Genomic DNA, 21,433 nt, shown 5'->3' on the forward strand with positions numbered 1-21,433 from the left:
CAAGACCCGACGGGCGCCCTCGTGGCGCCCGTTTTCATTGGGGGTCACGCTATCCGGAATTTCTATCAATACGGTTCAGAATTGTCGGAATCCGACCTGAAATCGTATTCAGCGATCAATTCCAGCTCAGGACGACCTTGCCGGACCGGCCGGACTCCATGAGGTCGAAGCCGGTCTGGAACTCGTCGATCGGCAGTTGGTGGGTCAGCGCCTTGCCCAGCGGGAAGCCGGAGAGGACGAGCTGGGTCATCTTGTACCAGGTCTCGTACATGCGCCGGCCGTAGATGCCGTGCAGCGTCAGGCCCTTGAAGATGATCCGGTCCCAGTCGATGCCTGCGCCCTTGGGCTGCAGGCCGAGCAGGGCGATCTTGCCGCCGTGGTACATGCAGTCGAGCATGTCGTTGAAGGCGCGCGGGTTGCCGCTCATCTCCAAGCCCACGTCGAAGCCTTCCATGTGCAGGTCGGCCATCGTTTCCTTCAGCGAGGCCTTGGAAACGTTCACCACCCGGGTGGCGCCCATGTCGGCGGCCAGCTTCAGGCGGTAGTCGTTGACGTCGGTCACCACCACGTTGCGGGCGCCGATGTGCTTGCAGATGCCCGCCGCCATGACCCCGATCGGGCCGGCGCCGGTGATCAGCACGTCCTCGCCGACCACGTCGAACTCCAGCGCGCAGTGCGCGGCGTTGCCGTAAGGGTCGAAGAACGCGGCCAGCTCGCTGGGGATCTGGTCCGGGATCGGCCACAGGTTGCTGGCCGGGATCACCATGTATTCGGCGAACGCGCCGTCGCGGTTCACGCCGATGCCGACTGTGTTCGGGCACAGGTGCTGCTTGCCGGCGCGGCAGTTGCGGCAGTGGCCGCAGACGATGTGGCCCTCGGCGGTCACCCGCTGGCCCGGCCGGTAGCCGGTGACGCCCGGGCCGATCTCGGCGATGCGGCCGACGAACTCGTGGCCGATCACCAGTCCGGGCCGGATCGTGCGCTGGCTCCACTCGTCCCACAGGTAGATGTGGAGGTCGGTGCCGCAGATCGCGGTCTTCTCCAGCTTGATCAGCACCTCGTTGGCGCCGGGGGAGGGCACCGGCACCTGTTCCATCCAGATGCCCCTGGCGGCTTCGCGCTTCACCAGCGCCTTCATCATCGTCGCGGCCATGGCCTGCCCGTTCGTACTACTGGGGGCGCGGATTATAAGCCCCGGGCCGTGGCGTCCGGACCGTGCCGATGGGCATGCCCGGGCGGCGCGCGCGACGTGGCCGGGGTGTGACTAACGGGCATGGCGGGTGTCACCGGCCAGCCGATACACTCGCGCTCTTTGTCCCGCGCCAGACCTGCCCATGTCCCGTCCCGGTTCCGCCACGCGTCCCCTCGTCCTCGCCGTCGCCGCCCTGACCGCCGCCGCCGGTGCCGCCTCGCCCTCCGCCCGCGCTGCCGAAGGCATGTGGGTGCCGCAGCAGCTGCCGGAGATCGCCGGGCCGCTCAGGACCGCAGGGCTCAAGCTGACCCCGAAGCAGATGGCCGACCTCACCGGCGACCCGCTGGGCGCCGTGGTCTCGCTGGGTGGCTGCACCGGCAGCTTCGTCTCGCCGCAGGGCCTGCTCGCGACCAACCACCACTGTGCCTACGGTGCGATCCAGCTGAACTCCACGCCGGAGAAGAACCTGATCGTGAACGGCTTCAATGCCGCCACGCAGGCGCAGGAGCTGAGCGCCGGCCCCGGCGCGCGCATCTTCGTGCTCGACCGCATCGACGACGTGACCTCGCAGGTGCAGGCGGCCATCGCCGCGGCGCCCGACGCGCTGGCCCGCAGCCAGGCCTACGACACCATCGAGAAGCGCCTGATCGCCGACTGCGAGAAGACCGAAGGCTTCCGCTGTCGCCTGTACAGCTTCGCCGGCGGCGGCGCCTACCGGCTGTTCCGCAACCTCGAGATCAAGGACGTGCGCCTGGTCTACGCGCCGCCCGGCAGCGTCGGCAACTACGGCGGCGAGGTCGACAACTGGATGTGGCCGCGCCACACCGGCGACTTCTCGTTCTACCGCGCCTACGTCGCCCGCGACGGCCGCCCGGCGCCGTATTCAGCCGACAACGTGCCGTATCGCCCGAAGCAGTGGCTGAAGCTCGCCGACAAGCCGCTGGCCGCGGGCGATTTCGTGATGGTCGCCGGCTACCCGGGCAGCACCAACCGCTACGCGCTGGCGGACGAGTTCGTGCAGACGGTGGACTGGTCCTATCCCACCATCAGCCGCCACTACAAGGCGATGGTCGCGCTGGTCGACGCCGAGGGTCGCAAGAACCCCGACGTCGCGGTGAAGTACGCCAGCATCGTGCGCAGCCTCGAGAACACGCTGAAGAACTACGACGGCCAGCTCGAAGGTTTCGAGCGCATGGGCGCGATCGGCATCAAGCAGAAGCAGGAAGAAGCGGTGCAGATGTTCCTGCGCAAGCGCGGCCGCGCCGGCGAGCCGGCGCTGGCGGCGTACAAGACCCTGGTCGGCCTGCAGACCCAGGCCGCCGCCACCCGCGAGCGCGACCTCGTGCTGGCCCAGCTGGGCCGCAACGGCGTGCTGGCTACCGCGGTGCAGCTGTACCGGCTGGCGATCGAACGCGCCAAGCCCGACGCCGAGCGCGAGCCCGGCTACCAGCAGCGCGACTACGCGCGCATCGAGGGCGACCTGCGCCAGATGGAGCGCCGCTACGCGCCGAGCATGGATCGCGAGCTGACCCGCTACTGGCTGCAGCAATACGTGAAGCTGCCGAAGGAGCAGCGCCTCGCGCCGCTCGACGCCTGGCTCAAGGGCAGCGACGACAAGGCCATCGCCGCCGCGCTGAAGGCGATGGGCACCAGCAAGCTGGGCGCCACCGACGAGCGCCTGCGCTGGATGAAGGCCGACCGCAAGGCGTTCGAGACCAGCAAGGACCCGGCGATCCGCTACGTCGTGTCGATGATGCCGACCCTGCTGCGCCTCGAGGAAGCACGCAAGGCACGCGCCGGCGATGCGCTGGCCGCGCGCCCGGTTTACCTGCAGGCAGTGGCCGACTACAAGAAGAGCCGCGGCGAAGCGGTGTATCCCGACGCCAACGGTTCGCTGCGCATCACGTTCGGCAACGTCGTCGCCTACACCAAGCGCGACGGCACCCGGCAGAAGCCGTTCACGCTGCTGGAGGAGGTCGCGGCGAAGGCGACCGGCCAGGACCCGTTCGACGCCCCGGCCTCGCTGCTGGAGGCGATCAAGGCGCGCCGCTACGGCGGGCTCGCCGACAAGAAGCTGGGCACCGTGCCGGTGAACTTCCTGTCCGACCTCGACATCACCGGTGGCAATTCGGGTTCGCCGGTGCTGGACGGCAACGGCCGCCTCGTCGGCCTGGCCTTCGACGGCAACTGGGAGTCGGTCAGCTCCAACTGGGTGTACGACGGCAGCATCAACCGCATGATCTCGGTCGACCAGCGCTACATGCGCTGGATCATGCAGGAAGTGTTCCCGGCGCCGCAGCTGCTGCAGGAACTGGGCGTGCCGGCGAAGAAGTGATCGACGCCCGCATCGCGAACACGAAAACGCCGGCGCGAGCCGGCGTTTTCGCGTGCGACGTTCTGCCCGGCGGTCAGTCGCGCGGCAGGCAGATCGCGTAGCCGTTGGAATAGCGCGCGCTGGTCTTGCCCCATGCCGTGAGGTTGCCGTTGCAGTCGATCGCGCGGTACCCGATCGTGTTGCCGCTGGTGTCGAAGTAGTAGTAGAACTCGCCGATCGAGGTCGGCCCCGGGTTCGCGGCGAACGCCGTGCCGAGGGCGAGGGAAGCGAACAGGGCGAGCAGCCACGGCCGGCGGCCGCGCAGGATCGATGTCTTCATCACGGGACTCCTTGTGTGTACGGATGCCGGGGACAGGGCCCGGCCGCCCGACTGTAGCCGCGCCGGTGTTCGCATGTCGTGATGCCGGTGTTGCGATCACGTTTTCGCCCGCGCGCGACGGCCGTCATGGCAGCGCCGGAGGATTCCGACGGCCGGTCGCGGCCGCGCTGGTCATGCCGGTGCCGCCTCTGCTACGCTTTCCGGGTCGCGGATTCCCATGCCAGCCGGCCCCGTCTCCCGACCCGCAGGTGGATCGCCTGTCCAGCCGTCACGGCTGCAGCCGATCCCCCGGACCAGCGTCATCGGTCCACGCATCGATCCACGATGTTTGCGCAGTGCCGGCCAGCAGGGCTCCGCGGGATTTCTTCCCCACTCAGGAGCCGACCCCAATGAAAGTGCTGGCATGCGATGGTATCCACGAAGACGGCCTGGCGATGTTCCGTGACGCCGGTTGGACCGTCGAAATCTCCGATCCGATCAAGGACCCCGCGAAGCTCGCCGCGGCGCTCGAAAGCGTCGATGCCGTGCTCGTGCGCTCGTCCACGCTGATCACCGCCGAGGCCATCGAGGCCGCGAAGCAGCTGAAGGTCATCGGCCGCGCCGGCGCCGGCGTCGACACCATCGACGTCGATGCCGCCACCGCCCGCGGCATCGCGGTGATGAACGCCCCCGACGGCAACACCCTCGCCGCCGCCGAACACGCGATCTCGCTGCTGTTCGCGCTGGCCCGCCACATCCCGAAGGCCGACGCCGGCATGAAGGCCGGGCAGTGGCCGAAGGCTGGCCTCACCGGCTTCGAACTCGAAGGGAAGAAGCTCGGCGTGATCGGCCTGGGCCGCATCGGCGGCACCGTCGCGCGCAAGGCGCAGGGCATCGGCATGGACGTTGCCGCCTACGATCCGTTCCTGCCGCCCAACGCCGCCGCCAAGGGCAGCGTCGCGCTGAAGACGCTCGACGAGCTGCTGGCCTGGGCCGACATCATCACCCTGCACATCCCGCGCACCAAGGACACCACCAACCTGCTGTCCGAGGCGCGCATGCGCCAGATGAAGAAGGGCGCGTACCTCGTCAACGCCGCGCGCGGCGGGCTGGTCGATGAAGACGCGTTGCTCGCGCTGCTGGACGAAGGCCATCTCGCCGGTGCCGCGCTCGATACCTTCGCGACCGAGCCGCTGCAGGCCGATTCGCCGCTGCGCGCGCATCCGAAGCTGATCCTCACCCCCCACCTCGGCGCGTCCACCAGCGAAGCGCAGCAGGCGGTGAGCACCATCCTCGCCAAGCAGATCATCGATTTCGTCGCCACCGGCGCGGTCGCCGGCTGCGTCAACCTGCCGCCGCTGACCGCCGAAGCCGCGCGCGAAGTCGGCCCGTGGATGCCGCTGATGTCCGCGCTCGGCCGTCTCGCCGTGCGCCTCGTCCGCGCGCCGACGCGCCTCGAGATCACCTACGCCGGCCGCACCGATGCGCTCGACACCCGCCCGCTGACCCGCCTGCTGGTCGCCGCGCTGCTCGGCACCGCGTCCGGTCGCGTCACGCCCGTGAACGCGCTCGCCGAAGCGGCCGCGCGCGGCCTGACCGTGGCCGAGACCGTCGGCGGCGATGGCGACGGTTTCGATCGCCTGCTGAAGGTGCGCGTGGTCGGCGACAACGGCACCGGCAAGGTCCGCACCCGCGAGATCGAGGCCACGCTGCATCGCGGCCCGCGCGTCGTGCGTCTGGACGGCGTCGAGATCGAGTTCGACCCGCTCGCGCACGTGCTGCTGATGCGCAACGAGGACCGCCCTGGCATGATCGGCCTGGTGGGTTCGCAGCTCGGCGCGGCCGGCGTGAACATCGTCAACTTCGCGCTCGGTGCCGCCGGCGACGGCCAGGCACGCGCGGCGATCACGGTCGACAAGCCGCTCACCGAGGACCAGCTCGCGACGCTGAAGGCGACGCCGGGCATCCTCTCGCTGCAGCAGGTCTGATCCCATGCGCGTCCTCCTCGCACGCCACGGCGAAACGCCGTGGAACGCCGAAGGCCGCTACCAGGGCCAGATCGACATCCCGCTGTCGCCCACGGGCGAAGGCCAGGCGCGCGCCCTCGGTGCGCGCCTCGCCGACGTGCGCATCGATCGTGCCATCGCGTCGCCGCTGACCCGCGCCCGCACCACCGCCGAGTTCGCGCTCGGCGATGCGCGCAAGGCGCAGCTCGGCACCGACGCCGGCCTGCTCGAGATCGCGCACGGCGAGTGGGAAGGCCTGCTCGCCAGCGAGATCCGCGAACGCGATCCGGAGCGCCTGCGCGACTGGCGCGAAGCGCCGGAGACGGTGCAGATGCCCGGCGCCGGCGGCGAATCGCTGCAGCAGGTGCTGGATCGTGCGTGGCCTGCGTTCGAGCGCGCCACCGCCGGTCTCGGCGACGGCGACACGCTGCTGATCGTCGCGCACGATGCGGTCAACCGCGTGCTGCTGTGCCGGATCCTCGGCATTCCGCTCAACCGCCTGTGGAGCTTCCGCCAGGCGCCGGCGACGCTGAACCTGCTCGAAGGCCCCGAGGCCGCGCGCATGGAAGTGGTGCGGCTCAACGACTGCGCGCATCACACGGCCTTGTTCGGGGAAGCGGTGCATCGGGCGCTGTGATCGGATCGCCATCCCGCAAGACGCCGTAGGGCGGGTCTTGACCCGCCGCTCTTGACCCGCCTCTTCCGATCAGAATGGCGGGTCAAGACCCGCCCTACGGGACTACGGCACGGGATGTCCGCGCGCCGCTTCGTACAGCGCGTACCACGCATCGCGCGGCAGCGGTTCGCTGCAGGCGCGGACGGCGTCGGTGAGGCGGGTGTGATTTGCGGTGCCGAGCACGACGCGGGTGTCGGGCAACGTCGCGACCCAGCGCAGCAGCAGTGACGCGGGATCGAGGCCGAATTCCGCGGCCATCGCCTGCAGCGGCGCGTGCAGGCGACTGCCCATCGGCGAATGCGGATCGAGCAACGCGCCGCCGCCCAGCGGTGACCACGCCTGTGCCTCGGCGCCGCGGGCGCGGGTGGCGGCGAGGGTGCCGTCGTCGAGCGCACGCGCGTTCGCCAGCGACAGTTCGATCTGGTTCGCGACGATCGACAACTGGCCGTCGAACAGCGGCAGCGCCTGCGCATCGAAGTTCGACACGCCGAACGCGCCGATGCGGCCCTCGCGCTGTTCGTCGCGCACCCAGTCGGCGATCGTCGCCGGGTCCAGCAGCGGATCGAAGCGGTGCAGCATCAGCGTGTCGACGCGGTCGGTCCCGAGCGCGATCAGCGTGTCGTCGAGTGCCCGGCGCAGGTGCGCGATCGACAGGTCGTAGTGCTGCACGCCGCGCGGGTTGCCGGGGCTGGACGCCATGACGATGCCGATCTTCGCGACCAGGTGCAGACGTGCACGCAAGCCCGGCCGGCGCGCGAGCGCGGCGCCGACCAGCGCGTTCGTGGTGTGGCCGCCGTAGATGTCGGCGAGGTCCAGCGTATCGATGCCGTGGTCGAAGGCCGCCGACAGCAGGTCGGCGACGGCGTCCGGCGACAGCCGCGCGCCCCAGTCGCCGAAACGCATCGAACCGAGGATGGGCGCGGGCAGGGGCATGCGGGTCTCGCGGTGGCCGGGCGGGGTGTCCGCGCCGGATAATAGCGGCATGACCACGCGCACCCTGTCCGACTGGCTGGCCTTCATCGAGGCACAGCACCCGAAAACGATTGCAATGGGACTGGAGCGCGTGCGCGCCGTCGCCGACGCCATGGCGCTGCCGAAACCCGCGCGCCGCGTGATCACCGTCGGCGGCACCAACGGCAAGGGCTCGACCGTCGCCTTCATCGAAGCCATCGCCCGTGCCGCCGGCTGGCGGGTCGGCGCCTACACCTCGCCGCACCTGCTGCGCTACAACGAACGCGTGCGCATCGACGGCATCGACGCGGACGACGCGTCGCTCGTCGCAGCGTTCGAGGCCGTGGACGCCGCGCGCAACGCGATGCCCGGCGGCGCCGTGCCGCTGACGTACTTCGAGTACGGCACGCTGGCCGCGCTGTGGCTGTTCGCGCGCCGCGATCTCGATCTCGCGGTGCTGGAAGTCGGTCTCGGCGGGCGTCTCGACGCGGTGAACCTCGTCGATCCCGACGTCGCCGTCATCACCACGGTCGATCTCGACCACCAGGACTGGCTGGGCGACACGATCGAGGCCATCGGCGCCGAGAAGGCCGGCATCGCCCGCGCATGGACGCCGCTGGTGCTGGGCGACGACGATCCGCCGTCGAGCGTGCTCGGCCGTGCGTACGCGATCGGCGCGTCGGCGGTGCGCATCGGCTGCGATTTCTTCTTCGAGCCGGTCGACGCCGAGGACGGCGGCACCGCGCACTGGCGCTGGCGCACGCTCGGCCGCGAATTCGAGCTGCCGATGCCCGCGCTGGCGGTGCCGGTGCAGCTGCGCAACGCCGCGGTCGCCATCGCCGCGCTGCATGCGCTGCCCGACGAACTGCCCGATGCGGCCTTCGTCGACGGCATGGGCGCGGTGCGGGTGCCGGCACGACTGCAACGGTTCGTGCGCGACGGCGTCGAGGTGCTGGTCGACGTGGGCCACAACCCGCAGGCGGCGCGCGCGCTGGCCGAGGCGCTGGCGGCGTCGCCGGCCGCCGGCCCGACATTCGCGGTCTTCGCGGCGCTGGCCGACAAGGACATCGTCGGCGTCGTCGATGCACTCGCGCCGCAGGTCGACCGCTGGTGGCTTGCCGGCCTCGCCGACGCCGGCCCGCGCGGACGCGACGTGGACGCGTTCGCGGGCGCGCTCGCGGGCACCCCCGCCGCCGCGGGCACTCGCTGCGCGAGTGTCGCCGACGCCCTGGCCGCCGCCCGCGCCGCCGCGACGCCGGGCACGCGCGTGCTGGTGTTCGGCTCGTTCCACACCGCGGCCGCGGCGCTGGCGGCTGAAGCAGGGGACGCCTGAGACGGTCCGCGGCCGGTCGGCCCGGTGGCCGGAGGGTATAATCCGCCCGCCTTTCCTGCGGACCCCCGTCGTCGATGGACACTGCCCTCAAACAGCGCCTCATCGGCGCGGCCGTGCTGGTCGCGCTGGCGGTCATCTTCCTGCCCATGCTGGTCAAGGGCCCGGCGCCCGACAGCGGCGTCTCGGACGTGTCGCTCAAGATGCCCGACGCCCCGGCCGGCGAGATGGAGACCCGCGAGCTGCCGCTGGCGGCCCCGGGTCAGGTGCCGCAGGGTGGTGCGGTGGGCATGGATGCGACGCCGGTCGATCGTCCCGCCGCCACCGCGACGCCCACCGATCCCGCCGCCGTCCCCGGCCAGCCGCCCGCCGATGGCACCACCCCGCCCGCTGCCGGCACGACGCCCGCGGATGGCACCACCCCGCCCGCTGCCGGCACGACGCCCGCGGATGCGACCGCCCCGGCCAGCGCGCTGCCGCCGACCACCGCCGCCGGCGACTACGCCGTCCACTTCGGCGCCTACGCCACCCAGAAGGGCGCGGACACCGTGGTCGCGCTGGCGAAGAACGCCGGCCTGCCGGCCTACAGCGAAACCACGACCGTCAACGGCAAGCCCGCGTTCCGGGTGCGGATCGGGCCGTACGCCACCCGCGCCGAGGCCGAAAGCGTCCGCCTGAAGGCGCTGGAAGTGCGCAGCGACGTGCCGGTGCGCGTGGTGGCGCTGGATGCCGAGCCTGCGCCGGCCGCGACAACGACTCCGGCGCCCGCGACCGCCGCCGCCACGCCCGTCGAGCCGCCGAAGCCGACCGCGACCGAGCCGGCGAAGCCCGCGCCCGCGAAGCCGGAACCGAAGCCCGCCCCGCCGGTCGCCGCGAAGCCGGAACCGAAGCCGACCGCGACCACGCCGGCCAAGCCTGCGCCGACCCCGCCGGTCGCCACGACGAAGCCCGCGCCTGTCCCGGCCAAGCCGGCCCCGACATCGACCGCCGCTTCGCAGCCGCTGACCCCGGTCGCGCCGAAATCCTCCGCGCTGACGCCCGTCGCGCCGAAGCCGACGGCGCCCAAGCCGGCTGCGACCGTGCCCGCTGCCGCCAAGGTCGGCTTCGCGGTGCAGGTCGGCGCGTTCTCCGACGCCACCGAGGCCGGCGCCCTGCGCGAGAAGCTCCGCGCCGCCGGCTTCACCGCCTTCACCGAGACCGTCAGCACCGACAAGGGCAAGCTCACCCGCGTCCGCGTCGGTCCCGCCGTCGATCGCGCCGCCGCCGACCAGCTCAAGGCGCAGGTGCAGGCGAAGGTCGGCGTCGACGGCATCGTCCGCCCGTATCCCTGACCGTCGCGCCGGCCCGGTCCGGCGCAGCGGCCATCGTGTGTCCCGCGCCCGCGAGGCGCGTTTTCGCGTGACCCGGAGTCCCCAACCATGTGCGGCATCATCGGCATCGTCGGCACCACGGACGTCGCGGCCCAGCTCTACGACGGGCTCACCGTGCTCCAGCATCGCGGACAGGACGCCGCCGGTATCGCCACCGCCAACGGCACCGCGCTGCGCGTGGTCAAGGGCAACGGCCTCGTGCGCGACGCCTTCCGCGCCAGCGAGATGGCGCTGCTGCAGGGGCGCGTCGGCATCGGCCACTGCCGTTATCCCACCGCGGGCAGCGAGGGCAGCGACGAGGCGCAGCCGTTCTACGTGAATTCGCCGTTCGGGATCGCGCTGGCGCACAACGGCAACCTGATCAACACCGACACGTTGCGGCGCGAGGTGTTCGAACAGGACCGCCGCAACGTCAACACCGAGTCCGATTCGGAAGTGCTGCTCAACGTGTTCGCGCACGAGCTGGACAAGCAGCGCGTGCTGACGCCCGACGCCGCGTTCCGCGCGATCGAGAACGTGATCCGCCGCGCCAAGGGCGGCTACGCGGTGCTGACCGTGGTGCTGGGCCTGGGCCTGGTGGCGTTCCGCGACCCGAACGGCATCCGTCCGCTGGTGCTGGGCCGCCGCCAGACCGACGCCGGCACCGAATACGCGCTGGCCTCCGAGTCGGTGGCGCTGGACGTGCTCGGCTTCGAGCGCCTGCGCGACGTGGCGCCGGGCGAGGCGGTGGTGATCACGCCTCGCGGCGAACTGCATTCGCGCCAGTGCGCCGAAGGCGACCTGCGGCCGTGCATCTTCGAGTTCGTGTACTTCGCGCGCCCCGATTCGATGATGGACGAGATCTCGGTGCACAAGGCGCGGATGCGCATGGGCGTGACCCTCGGCGAGAAGATCCTGCGCGAGCGGCCCGACCACGGCATCGACGTCGTCATCCCGATCCCCGACACCTCGCGCGACGCCGCGCTGGAGATCGCGAACGTGCTCGGCGTGAAGTACCGCGAGGGCTTCATCAAGAACCGCTACGTCGGCCGCACCTTCATCATGCCGGGGCAGGGCGAGCGCGCGAAATCCGTGCGCCGCAAGCTCAATCCGATCCCGCTCGAATTCCGCAATCGCGTGGTGCTGCTGGTCGACGATTCGATCGTGCGTGGCACCACGTCGCAACAGATCGTGCAGATGGCGCGCGATGCCGGCGCCAAGAAGGTCTATCTCGCCTCCGCCGCGCCGCCGGTGCGTTACCCGAACGTGTACGGCATCGACATGCCGTCGGCCGACGAACTGGTCGCGCACAACCGCACCGAGCAGCAGATCCAGGATCTGCTCGGCTGCGACTGGCTGGTCTACCAGGACCTCGCCGACCTCGAAGCCGCCGTCGCCGGCCCGAAGTTCCCGGGCCGCAAGTTCGACAGCTCGTGCTTCAACGGCGAATACGTCACCGGTATCGAACCCGGCTACTTCGAGCGCCTGCGTCAGTTGCGTTCCGACGAGGCGAAGAAGAAGCGGCGGATGGCGGGGTGAAGCGCTTCTTGTAGGAGCGACGTGAGTCGCGACCTGGCGATCCATGACACCGAGTCGCGACTCACGTCGCTCCTACGAAAAGCCGAAGCGATGGAATCGATGTTGTTCACCGCCGCCCACGCCTGCCTCTGCGCCGCGACGCCGGAGGACAAGGTCGCGCTGACGTTGTCCACGGCCGAGGCCTTCGCCCGTGGCGAACTCGCCATCGACGACGACGCGCCGCCACCCGAGCCCATCCGCATGCCCGGCCGTCCCGCGTGTCCGCGGCTGGTGCATCCGCGCGAGTTGCCGCGTCGCGGCTTCGGCACGAACGAAGGTCGCGCCGCGTTCCTGCATTCGGTCGCGCACATCGAGTTCAACGCGATCGATCTGGCCTGGGATGCGGTGTATCGCTTCCGTGGCATGCCGCGCGATTTCTACGCCGACTGGGCGCAGGTCGCGCACGACGAGGCGCGGCATTTCGTCATGCTGCGCGAGCGACTGAAAGCGCTTGACCACGACTACGGCGATTTCGACGCGCACAACGGCCTGTGGGAAATGGCCGAGAAGACCGCGCATTCCGGGCTGGAACGCATGGCGCTGGTGCCGCGCGTGCTGGAGGCACGCGGGCTGGACGTCACGCCCGGCATGATCCTGAAGCTGCGGCAGCTCGGCGACCACGCGACCGCCGACATCCTCGAGGTGATCCTGCGCGAGGAAGTGGGCCACGTCGCCGCGGGCTCGCGCTGGTTCCGCTGGCATTGCGAACGCGAGGGCGTCGATCCCGAACCGACGTTCCGCCGGCTGCTCGTCGAGTACGGCCGCGGCGTGCTCCACGGCCCGTTCAATCTCGATGCGCGGAGCGCGGCCGGCTTCAGTGAACGAGAGCTCGCGGCACTGCAGAGTGCGGTGGCGGAAATGGCGTGATCCGGGCATCGCCGGGAGCAGCCGCGGGGCGCATCGATCCGCCCGGCAGGCGACCAACGGCGCTGTCGCGAGCCCCGGGGTGTACGCATAATGGGGCCGGGCCGTCCGAATCCACCGCGACAGGTCCGCCGCACACCAACAGGATCAGGAGAACGCCATGATGTCGCTGGAACGCCGCAAGCGGGACGTATTGCTCGTGTTGAACACGCTCACCGTCGTGTTCCTGGTGCTTGGCTTGTTCATCGCGATCCCGTATCTGGTCGGTTCCGTGATCAGTGGCGTGATGACCCTGCTGTATCTGCACAAGCACCGCTCAGCGCCGCCTGCGCCGACCGTCTCTCCGACGGCCTGATCGCATCGCGCGCGACGGCGGCGATCCCCGCCTTCGCGTTTTCCAACCCTGTTGCTGTGGCCAAGCCGGGCGCCTGCATGCCGCGTGCCCGACGCAGGCGCGTTGCCGCGATGGGGATGGCTTGGAGGCCGCGGTGCCGCCCGGTCAGAGCGACAGGGCGGACAGCATCGCGCCGTGTGCATCGACGCGCAGCACCGAGCCCTGCGTGTACCAGTCGCCCAGCACGATGCGCCGGCAGGCGCGGCCGTCGACGTCGAGCGCGTGGATCGCCGGGCGATGGGTGTGGCCGTGGATCAGCGTGTCCACGCCGTAGCGGGCGAGGGTCTCGTGCACGGCGTCGGGCGCGACGTCGGTGATCGTCTCGAACTGCGTGCGGTCGTCGCTCTTCATCGCCTGCTGGCGCTGCTGGCTCGCCGCGCGCGCCTGCGCCGCGAACGCGAGCCGCGCGGCCAGCGGCTGGGCGAGGAACTGCGCCTGCCATGCCGGCGCGCGGGTCTGCGCGCGGAACGCCTGGTAGGCCGCATCGCCGGTGCACAGGGTGTCGCCGTGCATCAGCAGTGCGGGCTTGCCGGACAGCAGGATCACCGCGTGCTCGGGCAGCAGGCGCACGCCGGCGCGACGGGCGAACTCGCGGCCGACCAGGAAATCGCGGTTGCCGTGCTGGAAGGCCACCGGCACGCCAGCGTCCGCCAGCGCGCGCAGTTTCGACGCGACGAAGGCGCCGGTCTCGGACGGATCGTCGTCGCCCACCCAGGCCTCGAACAGGTCGCCGAGGATGTAGAGCGCATCGGACGTGCGCGCCTCGCCGTCGATGAAGTCGCCGAACAGGCGGGTGACCTCGGGGCGCTCGGGGTCGAGGTGCAGGTCGGAAATGAACAGGGTCGTCATGGCAGCGATTGTAGGGCGGCGACGCCTGCCGCGGACCGGGCGGCACCGGCGGTCGGGTAAAATGGCCGGCTTCACGCAGCCGATGCCGTCGCCATGACCACCCGCACCCGTTTCGCCCCCAGTCCCACCGGCTACCTGCACATCGGCGGCGCCCGCACCGCGCTGTACTGCTGGCTGGCCGCGCGCCACGACGGCGGCCAGTTCGTGCTGCGGATCGAGGACACCGACCGCGAGCGCAGCACGCAGGGCGCGATCGACGCCATCCTCGACGCGATGGACTGGCTGGACCTCGGCTACGACGAAGGCCCGATCTACCAGACCCATCGCCTCGACCGCTACCGCGAGGTCGCCGAGCAGATGGTCGCCGCGGGCACCGCGTACTACGCCTACGAGACCAAGGACGAGTTGCAGGCGATGCGCGAGGCGGCCGAGGCCGCGAAACTCAAGCCGCGCTACAACGGCGCGTACCGCGACGCGAACGCCGGCTTCCGCGACGACCCGAATCGTGTGATCCGCTTCAGGAATCCGCTCGACGGCACCGTGGCGTGGGACGACAAGGTCAAGGGCCGCATCGAGATCGCCAACAGCGAGCTCGATGATCTGGTGATCTTCCGCTCCGATGGCTACGCGACCTACAACTTCGCCGTCGTCGTCGACGACATCGACATGGGCATCACCGACGTGGTGCGCGGTGACGACCACGTCAACAACACGCCGCGACAGATCAATATCTACAAGGCGCTGGGCGCGACCGTGCCGAATTTCGCGCACCTGCCGATGATCCTCGACGAGGAAGGCGCGAAGCTGTCCAAGCGCACCGGCGCCGCCGACGTGATGGGCTATCGGGACGCCGGCTACCTGCCGCATGCGCTGCTGAACTATCTGGTGCGGCTGGGCTGGTCGCACGGCGACCAGGAGATCTTCACTCGCGACGAGATGGTGTCGCTGTTCGAGCTGAAGGACGTGAACCCGAAGGCGTCGCGGCTGGACATGGCGAAGCTCGGCTGGCTCAACCAGCAGTACCTCAAGAGCGACGATCCCGAGGCGGTGGGCAAGCATCTCGTCTTCCATCTGGAGCGCGCGGGCTACGACCTGGCGAAGGGCCCGAAGCCGGCCGATCTCGTCGTCGCGCTGCGCGATCGCGTGCAGACGCTGAAGGACATGGCCGAGCGCGCCGCGGTGTGGTTCGGGCCGCTGACGACCTACGACGAGGCCGCAGTCGCCAAGCACCTGAAGCCGGAGGCCGCCGCGCCGCTGCGCGAGGCGCGCGACCGCCTGGCCGCGATCGACGCAGGCGACTGGAGCGCCGAGGCCGTGAGCGTCGCGCTGCACGCCGTCGCCGAGGCGCTGGGCATCGGCATGGGCAAGGTCGCGCAGCCGATGCGGGTGGCGATCACCGGCACCCAGGTCAGCCCGGACATCTCGCACACCGTGTTCCTCGCTGGTCGCGACGAGGCGCTGGTGCGCATCGACGCCGCGCTGGCGAAGATCGCGGCGGCGGGCTGAGCGGCGCGTCCGTCGGCGCGGGGTTGAGTCGCCCCGCGCACGTCGCCATCATCCAGCCATGGCACACGATCACTGCACCGACCCGCACCACCATGTCCACGACGCCCCGGGCTTCGTGGCCGCGGTGGAACGCGCCTGCCGCGAGCGCGGGCTGCGGCTCACGCCGATCCGCGCCAAGGTGCTGGGCCTGATCGCTGCCCAGGGCAAGCCGATCAAGGCCTACGACCTGCTCGATCGCATCCGCGCCGACAAGCTGGACGACGAGGACAGCGCCGGCTCCGCGGCACCGCCGACGGTCTACCGCGCGCTGGATTTCCTGCTCGCCAACGGCTTCATCCACAAGCTGGAATCGGTCAACGCTTTCGTCGCCTGCCATCACCCGAGCACGGCGCAGCATTCGGTGCCGTTCCTGATCTGCGACCGCTGCCATGCGGCGGTCGAACTGGAAGACGAGCGCATCGTCGCGCTGCTCGACGAAATGGCCCGCGCGCTCGGCTTCGTGCCGCAGGCGCAGACGCTGGAAGTGCACGGTCTCTGCGCGCGCTGCGCCACCGCGCCGCGCTGATCGCGCGTCCTTCACGCACGACGTTCCCCGCATTGCGCATCGCCGACGACGCAGTCGCCGTCGTCGCGAAAGACTGCGCGCGCCGCATGCCCTGAGGGGGAGAGGTCCTTCGGGCACGCGACGCGCGCAGGGGGCGCGCGGAAAGGCGGAGCTGCGGAAACCGTGGATCAGAAGAAGACGCGGATGCCGGCGGCGACGCCGCGGCCCGGCAGCAGCACGGTGTCCTTGAGGAACGAGGTATGCACGCGACCGACCTGGTCGGTGAGGTTGGTGCCGTCGGCGAACACTTCCCAGCCGAGCGTCGGCGTGTCCCAGTGGTAGGCGAAGTGCGCGTCGACGAAGGTGTAGCCCGCGGTCGCGGTTTCGCCCGGCGCCAGCTGGTCCTGGCGCATCACGCGGGTGGCGCCGACGCTGGCGCGCCACGCATCCGCGGTCCAGCGCAGATCCAGGCCGAACCGGTCCGGCACCACGCGCGGCAGGTGCTCGCCGCCGTCCAGCGTGCCGCGCACGCGGTCGCCGAAGGCATGCAGGTCGAGCTTGCCGCGCGCGTCGTCCAGCAGGTGCGCGGTGACTTCGGCCTCGATGCCGCGGAAGCGCGCATCCGCCTGCGACCACTGGCGAATCGGCAGTGCCTCGGCATCGGGCGTGGTCGTGCCGGTGTCGACGAGATAGATGAAGCCCTTGAAGTCGGTCTGGTACACCGCGGCCTTCGCCTCGAAGCGCTGGCCGTGGTAGTGCAGGCCAAGTTCCGCCTGGTCGGCGCGCTCCTTGCGCATGTCCGGATTGCCGATCTCGTACGACGCCGTGGCCGCGTGCGGACCGTCGGCGTACAGCTCTTCCTCGGCCGGCGCGCGTTCGGCGCGATCGAGATTGAGGCTCAGCCGCCACGCGTCCGCGAACTTCCACACCGCGCCGGCGGAGACGCTGTTCGGCGAGAAATCGCGGACGCGGCCACCATCCGGCGAGGTGCGCACGCGATCAATGCGTGCGCCGAGATCGAACTGCAGCGCGCCGTAGTCGCCGTGTTCGATCCAGAAGAACCCGCGCGAACGCGTGTTGGTGCGTGGCACGAAGGCTTCCTCGCCGATGGCCTCGAACGTGCGGTCGCCGAACTGCCCGCCGAGCGCGCCGGTCCACGCACCGAACGGCTGCATCGTCAGCTCGATCCGGCCGTCGGTGGCGTCGTTGACGAAATGCGTGCCCGGCACGCTGCCTTCGAACTCGGTGTGCTCGTAGTTCGTGCGCGCGACGCTGCCGCGCAGGCTCTCGAAAATCAGGAACGGACGGTTCACGCCCGCTTTCACTTCGGAACGCGTCTGCAGCATGTCGAGATAGACGGCCGGCTCGCCCAGCGCGGCGTCGCCGGGCTCGCCCGGATTGCCGTAGCGGTCCTGGTAGCGCGAGGCCGAGAAGCCGAGGAAACCGTCCTTGCCGACCCACGAGGCGCCCAGCGCGCCGGTGCGGGTGCGCACGTCGCTGTTCTGCTGCGTGCCGCGCGGCGTGTCGTAGTCGCCTTGTTCGCGATAGACGCCGTCGGCATGCAGCACCAGCGCGCCGTCGGCGCCGGACGCATCCACGCGCGCCATCGCGGTGGTGCCGTCGTTGACCGTGTCGTAGCGAAGCTCCGCGCGGCCGGTGACGGTCTGGTCGAGCGCCCGCTCCGCGATGCGGCCGTCGACGACGTTGACCACGCCGCCGATCGCGCCGCTGCCGTAGAGCAGGGTGGCGGGGCCCTTGAGCACTTCGATCTGGTCGGCCAGGAACGGTTCGACCGCGGTCGCGTGGTCCTGGCTGATGGTAGACACGTCCTGGCTGCTCAGCCCGCCTGACAGCACGCCCACGCGCGGGCCGTCGAGGCCGCGAATGATCGGCCGGCCGACGCCGGCGCCGAAATTCGAGGTCTGGACGCCGGGCAGCTTGCTCAGGGTGTCGCCGAGCGTGCCGGCCTTGGCGCGGTCCAGCGCCTCGCCGGTCAGCACCTCGGCCGGCTGGCTGAGCTGTTCGGCGGTCTGCCGCAGCGGGCTGGCAGTCACGATCACGGCGTCGAGGTCGTGCGCCTCGGTGTGGCGGCTGTCCTGGTCGGGGGTGTCGCGGGCCGGCGGCGCGGCGTCCTGCGCCGAGGCCAGGGCCGGCAGCAGCAGCGCGATCGCGATCCACAGGCGGTTGCGGGCCGGGGTGCGGGCAAGAGAAGGAAGAGGGCGGTCGGACATGGCGGCTCTGGATCGGGAGGAAGTCGTCAAAGAATGTTATAACGTTACATATTGACGCAACCCCCCGGAAGTCATGCCCGAGGGCGCAGATATCGCCGCAACGGGTCGCGTCCGGATCGTCCCCGGCTGAATCCGCCTGGGGCCGACATCCAAAGCCGGCCCCGGCTGTGCGATGATTGTTACGTTATAACCATGCAAAACCACGCCTTCGGAGCGCCATGAGAACTGTCCTGTCCGGGCTTTGCGTCGCCGCCGCGCTGTCGAGCGCACCGGCCTTCGCGGCCGATCCGCCTGCGGTCACCGTCGATGCCATGGCCGAACAGCTCCGCGCCCTGCGCGCCGAAGTCGAGGCCCTGCGCCGCGAGACCGAGGCGAATCGCGCCGAAATCGCCCGCCTCCGCGGCACCGCGTCACCCGCCGCGCCGCAGCCGGCCGCGCCGGCCGATGACGTCGCCGCCGTCGCTGCGGACGACGTGAGCGCACCGGCCGATGTCGCGACGGACGCTGGTTCCTCGACCTCCGTCGCCGCCGCGCCCGAGGCGTCCGCGTCGTCGTCGGGCGGCAACGCCAACGCCTTCAATCCGGCGATCAGCCTGATCCTCAACGGCAGCTACAGCCATCACTCGCTCGATCCCGATGCCTACGTGCGCAGCGGTTTTCCGCTGGTGGGCGAGGGTGGGCCGTCGCCGCAGGGGTTGTCGCTGGGCGAGAGCGAACTGTCGATGTCCGCGAACATCGACGACAAGTTCTACGGTCAGCTCACGCTGGCCGTCGGCACCGAGGACGGGCAGGACGAAGTCGGCATCGAGGAGGCGTTCGTCGATGCGACCGCGCTGCCGGCCGGCTTCAACCTGCGCATGGGCCGGTTCTACTCGAACATCGGCTACCTCAACAGCCACCACACCCACACCGACAACTTCGCCGACCGGCCGCTGGCCTACCAGGCGTTCCTCGGCAATCAGTACGGCGACGACGGCGTGCAGGTGCGTTGGCTGGCGCCGACGCCGTTCTTCCTGGAATTCGGCGGCGAAGTGTTCCGAGGTGATCGCTTCCCGTCGGGCGGCGCGCAGCATGGCGGCATCGGCACGCGCAGCCTGTTCGCGCACGTGGGCGGCTCGATCGGCAGCGACAGCGAATGGCTGGCGGGCCTGTCGATGTTGCGCACGCACGCCGCCGGCGCCGAGGACGGTTTCGATGGCGAAGGCCGGCTCTACGTCGCCGACGCGACCTGGAAGTGGGCGCCGCAGGGCAACTTCAAGGACGGCGGCGTGACCGTGCGCGGCGAGTACATGCGCGACGACCGCGACGGCCAGTACGTCGATCCGCTCGACGCCAACAACGTCCTGCCGTGGGACGGCCGCCGCAGCGGCGGTTATCTCGAAGCGGTGTACCGCTTCAACCGCACCTGGGACGTCGGCTATCGCTACGACCGCCTGTGGGCGGACGACGGCGGCCCGTTCGCCAGTCCGTTCGATCCGGACCGCCACACCGCCGAAGTCACCTGGCGCAACAGCGAATTCAGCCTGTTCCGCCTGCAGCTGAGCCGCGACCGCCCCAACGCCGACGACACCGACACCGCCGTCACCCTGCAGTACCAGACCAGCCTCGGCGCGCACGGCGCCCACAAGTTCTGAGGAATCGACCGTCATGACGTCCTTCGCTTCCCGCGTGCTTTTTTCTCTGCTGCTGGGCGCCGCCGTCGTCGCCCCGGCGCAGGCGAAGCTGCGCGTCTTCGCCTGCGAGCCCGAGTGGGGCTCGCTCGTCCACGAACTCGCCGGCGACAAGGTCGACGTCGATGTCGCCACCTCCGCATTGCAGGACGTCCACGTCATCGAGGCCAAGCCCAGCCTGATCGCCAAGCTGCGCGCCGCCGACCTCCTGGTCTGCACCGGCGCCGAACTGGAAGTGGGCTGGCTGCCGCAGCTGATCCGCCAGTCGGGCAACACGAAGGTGGCGTCCGGTAACGGCTCGTTCATGGCCGCGATGCAGGTGAAGACGCTGGAGAAGCCGACCGCGCTGGACCGCGCCAACGGCGACGTGCATCCCGATGGCAACCCGCACGTGCAGCTCGATCCGCGCCGCGTGCTGGTGATCGCGCAGCGCCTCGACGCGCGCCTCGCGCAGCTCGATCCCGCCAACGCCGCGGTGTACCAGCAGCGGCTGGCCGATTTCTCCGGCCGCTGGGCGGCCGCGATGAAGCGCTGGCAGGCACAGGCCGCGCCGCTGCGCGGCCGCAAGGTCGTGGTCCACCACATCAGCTGGGTGTACCTGTGGGACTGGCTGGGCATGCAGCAGATCGGCGCGCTCGAACCCAAGCCCGGCGTGCCGCCCACCAGTGCGCATCTGTCGAGCCTGATCGCGACCACCAAGGCGTCGAACACGCTGGCGATCGTCCGCGCCGCCTACCAGGATCCGAAGCCGGCCGACTGGCTGGCGGGCCGCACCGGCGTGCCCGCGGTGACGCTGCCGTACACCGTCGGCGGCGATGCGCAGTCGAAGGATCTGTTCGGCCTGTTCGACTCGACCCTGTCCAAGCTGCTGGGCGCCGCCAAGTGACGCTCAACTGGGACGGTCTCGACCTCTCGATCCTCGGCCCGGCGTGCCTGGCCGGGCTGATCGTGCTGTCCACGCACGTGCCGCTGGGCCGGCAGGTGCTGGCGCGCGGCATCATCTTCATCGACCTGGCGATCGCGCAGATCGCGGGTCTCGGCGTGATCCTCGCGCAGTATCTCGGTGTCGACGAGCATGGCTTCGGGGTCGAGATCGCCGCCGCGGTGGCCGGTCTCGCCGGCGCGGGCCTGCTGGCCTGGACCGACAAGCGCTGGCCGAAGTACCAGGAACCGCTGATCGGCACCCTGTTCGTGCTGGCCGCGACTGGCGGCCTGCTGCTGCTGGCCAACAACCCGCAGGGCGGCGAACACCTGAAGGACCTGCTGGTCGGGCAGATCCTGTGGGTGAGCTACGGTCAACTGATTCCGGCGGCGATCCTGTCGGCGGCGCTGCTGGCGGTGATGGTCTGGAAGCGCGGCGAACCGCGCGGCCTGCTGTTCTACGCGCTGTTCGCGCTGGCGATCACCGCCTCGGTGCAGCTGGTGGGCGTGTACCTGGTGTTCGCCAGCCTGATCGTGCCCGCGCTGGGCACGGTGGCGCTGGGGCGCCGGCTGGGCATCGCCTATGCCATCGGCATCCTCGGCTACGTTTCGGGGCTGGCGCTGTCGGCGCTGCTGGACCTGCCCAGCGGCGCGATGATCGTCTGGACGCTGGTCGGCTGCGCGCTGCTGGCGCAGGTGTTCGCCCTTGGACGCGGCCGGTCCGCCCCCACGGAATGAC

General features: G+C 70.5%; 18 protein-coding genes. 13 read left to right on the forward strand and 5 right to left on the reverse strand.

The genetic code is table 11. The features are described from left to right. Positions 1-115: 115 nt before the first annotated feature. Positions 116-1,138: an L-threonine 3-dehydrogenase gene (gene tdh / locus ACT53R_RS18320; RefSeq protein WP_476173394.1), complete on the reverse strand. Its 1,023-nt coding sequence runs from the start codon at positions 1,136-1,138 to the stop codon at positions 116-118. 196 nt (positions 1,139-1,334) lie between these two features. Here tdh and ACT53R_RS18325 point away from each other — a divergent pair, with 196 nt between their 5' ends. Beyond that, positions 1,335-3,527 (forward strand): S46 family peptidase, encoded by a 2,193-nt coding sequence (locus tag ACT53R_RS18325; protein WP_476173357.1) that lies wholly within the window; start codon positions 1,335-1,337, stop codon positions 3,525-3,527. 73 nt (positions 3,528-3,600) lie between these two features. On the opposite strand, the gene ACT53R_RS18330 is transcribed toward ACT53R_RS18325, so the two are convergent. After that, positions 3,601-3,846, reverse strand: a complete 246-nt coding sequence (locus ACT53R_RS18330; RefSeq protein WP_476173358.1) for a hypothetical protein — start codon at positions 3,844-3,846, stop codon at positions 3,601-3,603. A 389-nt stretch (positions 3,847-4,235) separates the two neighbouring features. Between ACT53R_RS18330 and serA the strand changes: the two genes are divergently transcribed. Further along, positions 4,236-5,813: a phosphoglycerate dehydrogenase gene (gene serA, locus ACT53R_RS18335; RefSeq protein ID WP_476173359.1), complete on the forward strand. Its 1,578-nt coding sequence runs from the start codon at positions 4,236-4,238 to the stop codon at positions 5,811-5,813. 4 nt (positions 5,814-5,817) lie between these two features. Beyond that, entirely contained in the window at positions 5,818-6,468 is a 651-nt protein-coding gene (locus ACT53R_RS18340) for a histidine phosphatase family protein (RefSeq protein ID WP_476173360.1), read from the forward strand. 102 nt (positions 6,469-6,570) lie between these two features. Here ACT53R_RS18340 and ACT53R_RS18345 read toward each other — a convergent pair whose 3' ends face one another. Further along, the gene (locus tag ACT53R_RS18345; protein ID WP_476173361.1) at positions 6,571-7,440 is read right to left on the reverse strand and encodes an aldo/keto reductase; all 870 of its coding nucleotides are present in this window, start codon (positions 7,438-7,440) and stop codon (positions 6,571-6,573) included. 49 nt (positions 7,441-7,489) lie between these two features. On the opposite strand from ACT53R_RS18345, the gene folC reads away from it, so the two are divergent. The 5 genes from folC to ACT53R_RS18370 all read left to right on the forward strand — a co-directional run bounded on the left by folC (position 7,490) and on the right by ACT53R_RS18370 (position 12,934). Continuing rightward, complete coding sequence (gene folC / locus ACT53R_RS18350) at positions 7,490-8,791, forward strand: bifunctional tetrahydrofolate synthase/dihydrofolate synthase (RefSeq protein ID WP_476173362.1); 1,302 nt, start codon at positions 7,490-7,492, stop codon at positions 8,789-8,791. A gap of 74 nt (positions 8,792-8,865) precedes the next feature. Next, entirely contained in the window at positions 8,866-10,119 is a 1,254-nt protein-coding gene (locus ACT53R_RS18355; protein ID WP_476173363.1) for an SPOR domain-containing protein, read from the forward strand. Positions 10,120-10,206: 87 nt separating this feature from the next. Further along, positions 10,207-11,676, forward strand: a complete 1,470-nt coding sequence (purF, locus tag ACT53R_RS18360) for an amidophosphoribosyltransferase (RefSeq protein WP_476173364.1) — start codon at positions 10,207-10,209, stop codon at positions 11,674-11,676. Between the two features lie 90 nt (positions 11,677-11,766). Further along, entirely contained in the window at positions 11,767-12,582 is an 816-nt protein-coding gene (locus ACT53R_RS18365; RefSeq protein ID WP_476173365.1) for a ferritin-like domain-containing protein, read from the forward strand. A gap of 157 nt (positions 12,583-12,739) precedes the next feature. Further along, complete coding sequence (locus ACT53R_RS18370; protein ID WP_476173366.1) at positions 12,740-12,934, forward strand: hypothetical protein; 195 nt, start codon at positions 12,740-12,742, stop codon at positions 12,932-12,934. Positions 12,935-13,078: 144 nt separating this feature from the next. On the opposite strand, the gene lpxH is transcribed toward ACT53R_RS18370, so the two are convergent. Beyond that, positions 13,079-13,822, reverse strand: a complete 744-nt coding sequence (lpxH, locus tag ACT53R_RS18375; protein WP_476173367.1) for a UDP-2,3-diacylglucosamine diphosphatase — start codon at positions 13,820-13,822, stop codon at positions 13,079-13,081. Positions 13,823-13,915: 93 nt separating this feature from the next. On the opposite strand from lpxH, the gene gltX reads away from it, so the two are divergent. Beyond that, on the forward strand, positions 13,916-15,328 hold the full coding sequence (gltX, locus tag ACT53R_RS18380; protein ID WP_476173368.1) for a glutamate--tRNA ligase: 1,413 nt from the start codon (positions 13,916-13,918) through the stop codon (positions 15,326-15,328). A gap of 58 nt (positions 15,329-15,386) precedes the next feature. Further along, the gene (locus ACT53R_RS18385) at positions 15,387-15,893 is read left to right on the forward strand and encodes a transcriptional repressor (protein ID WP_476173369.1); all 507 of its coding nucleotides are present in this window, start codon (positions 15,387-15,389) and stop codon (positions 15,891-15,893) included. A 167-nt stretch (positions 15,894-16,060) separates the two neighbouring features. Here ACT53R_RS18385 and ACT53R_RS18390 read toward each other — a convergent pair whose 3' ends face one another. After that, positions 16,061-18,103, reverse strand: coding sequence for a TonB-dependent receptor (locus ACT53R_RS18390; RefSeq protein ID WP_476173370.1), 2,043 nt, complete (start codon positions 18,101-18,103; stop codon positions 16,061-16,063). A gap of 218 nt (positions 18,104-18,321) precedes the next feature. Between ACT53R_RS18390 and ACT53R_RS18395 the strand changes: the two genes are divergently transcribed. The 3 genes from ACT53R_RS18395 to ACT53R_RS18405 are packed head-to-tail and all read left to right on the forward strand — an operon-like array spanning position 18,322 to position 21,432. After that, entirely contained in the window at positions 18,322-19,737 is a 1,416-nt protein-coding gene (locus tag ACT53R_RS18395; protein WP_476173371.1) for a hypothetical protein, read from the forward strand. A 13-nt stretch (positions 19,738-19,750) separates the two neighbouring features. Next, a complete protein-coding gene (locus ACT53R_RS18400) occupies positions 19,751-20,659 on the forward strand; it encodes a metal ABC transporter substrate-binding protein (RefSeq protein WP_476173372.1) in 909 nt (302 codons plus the stop codon). Next, entirely contained in the window at positions 20,656-21,432 is a 777-nt protein-coding gene (locus ACT53R_RS18405; protein WP_476173373.1) for a metal ABC transporter permease, read from the forward strand. Before ACT53R_RS18400 ends, ACT53R_RS18405 begins: the two co-directional genes overlap by 4 nt. Position 21,433 lies beyond the last annotated feature (1 nt).

This window comes from Lysobacter sp. DMC104, from assembly GCF_056313665.1.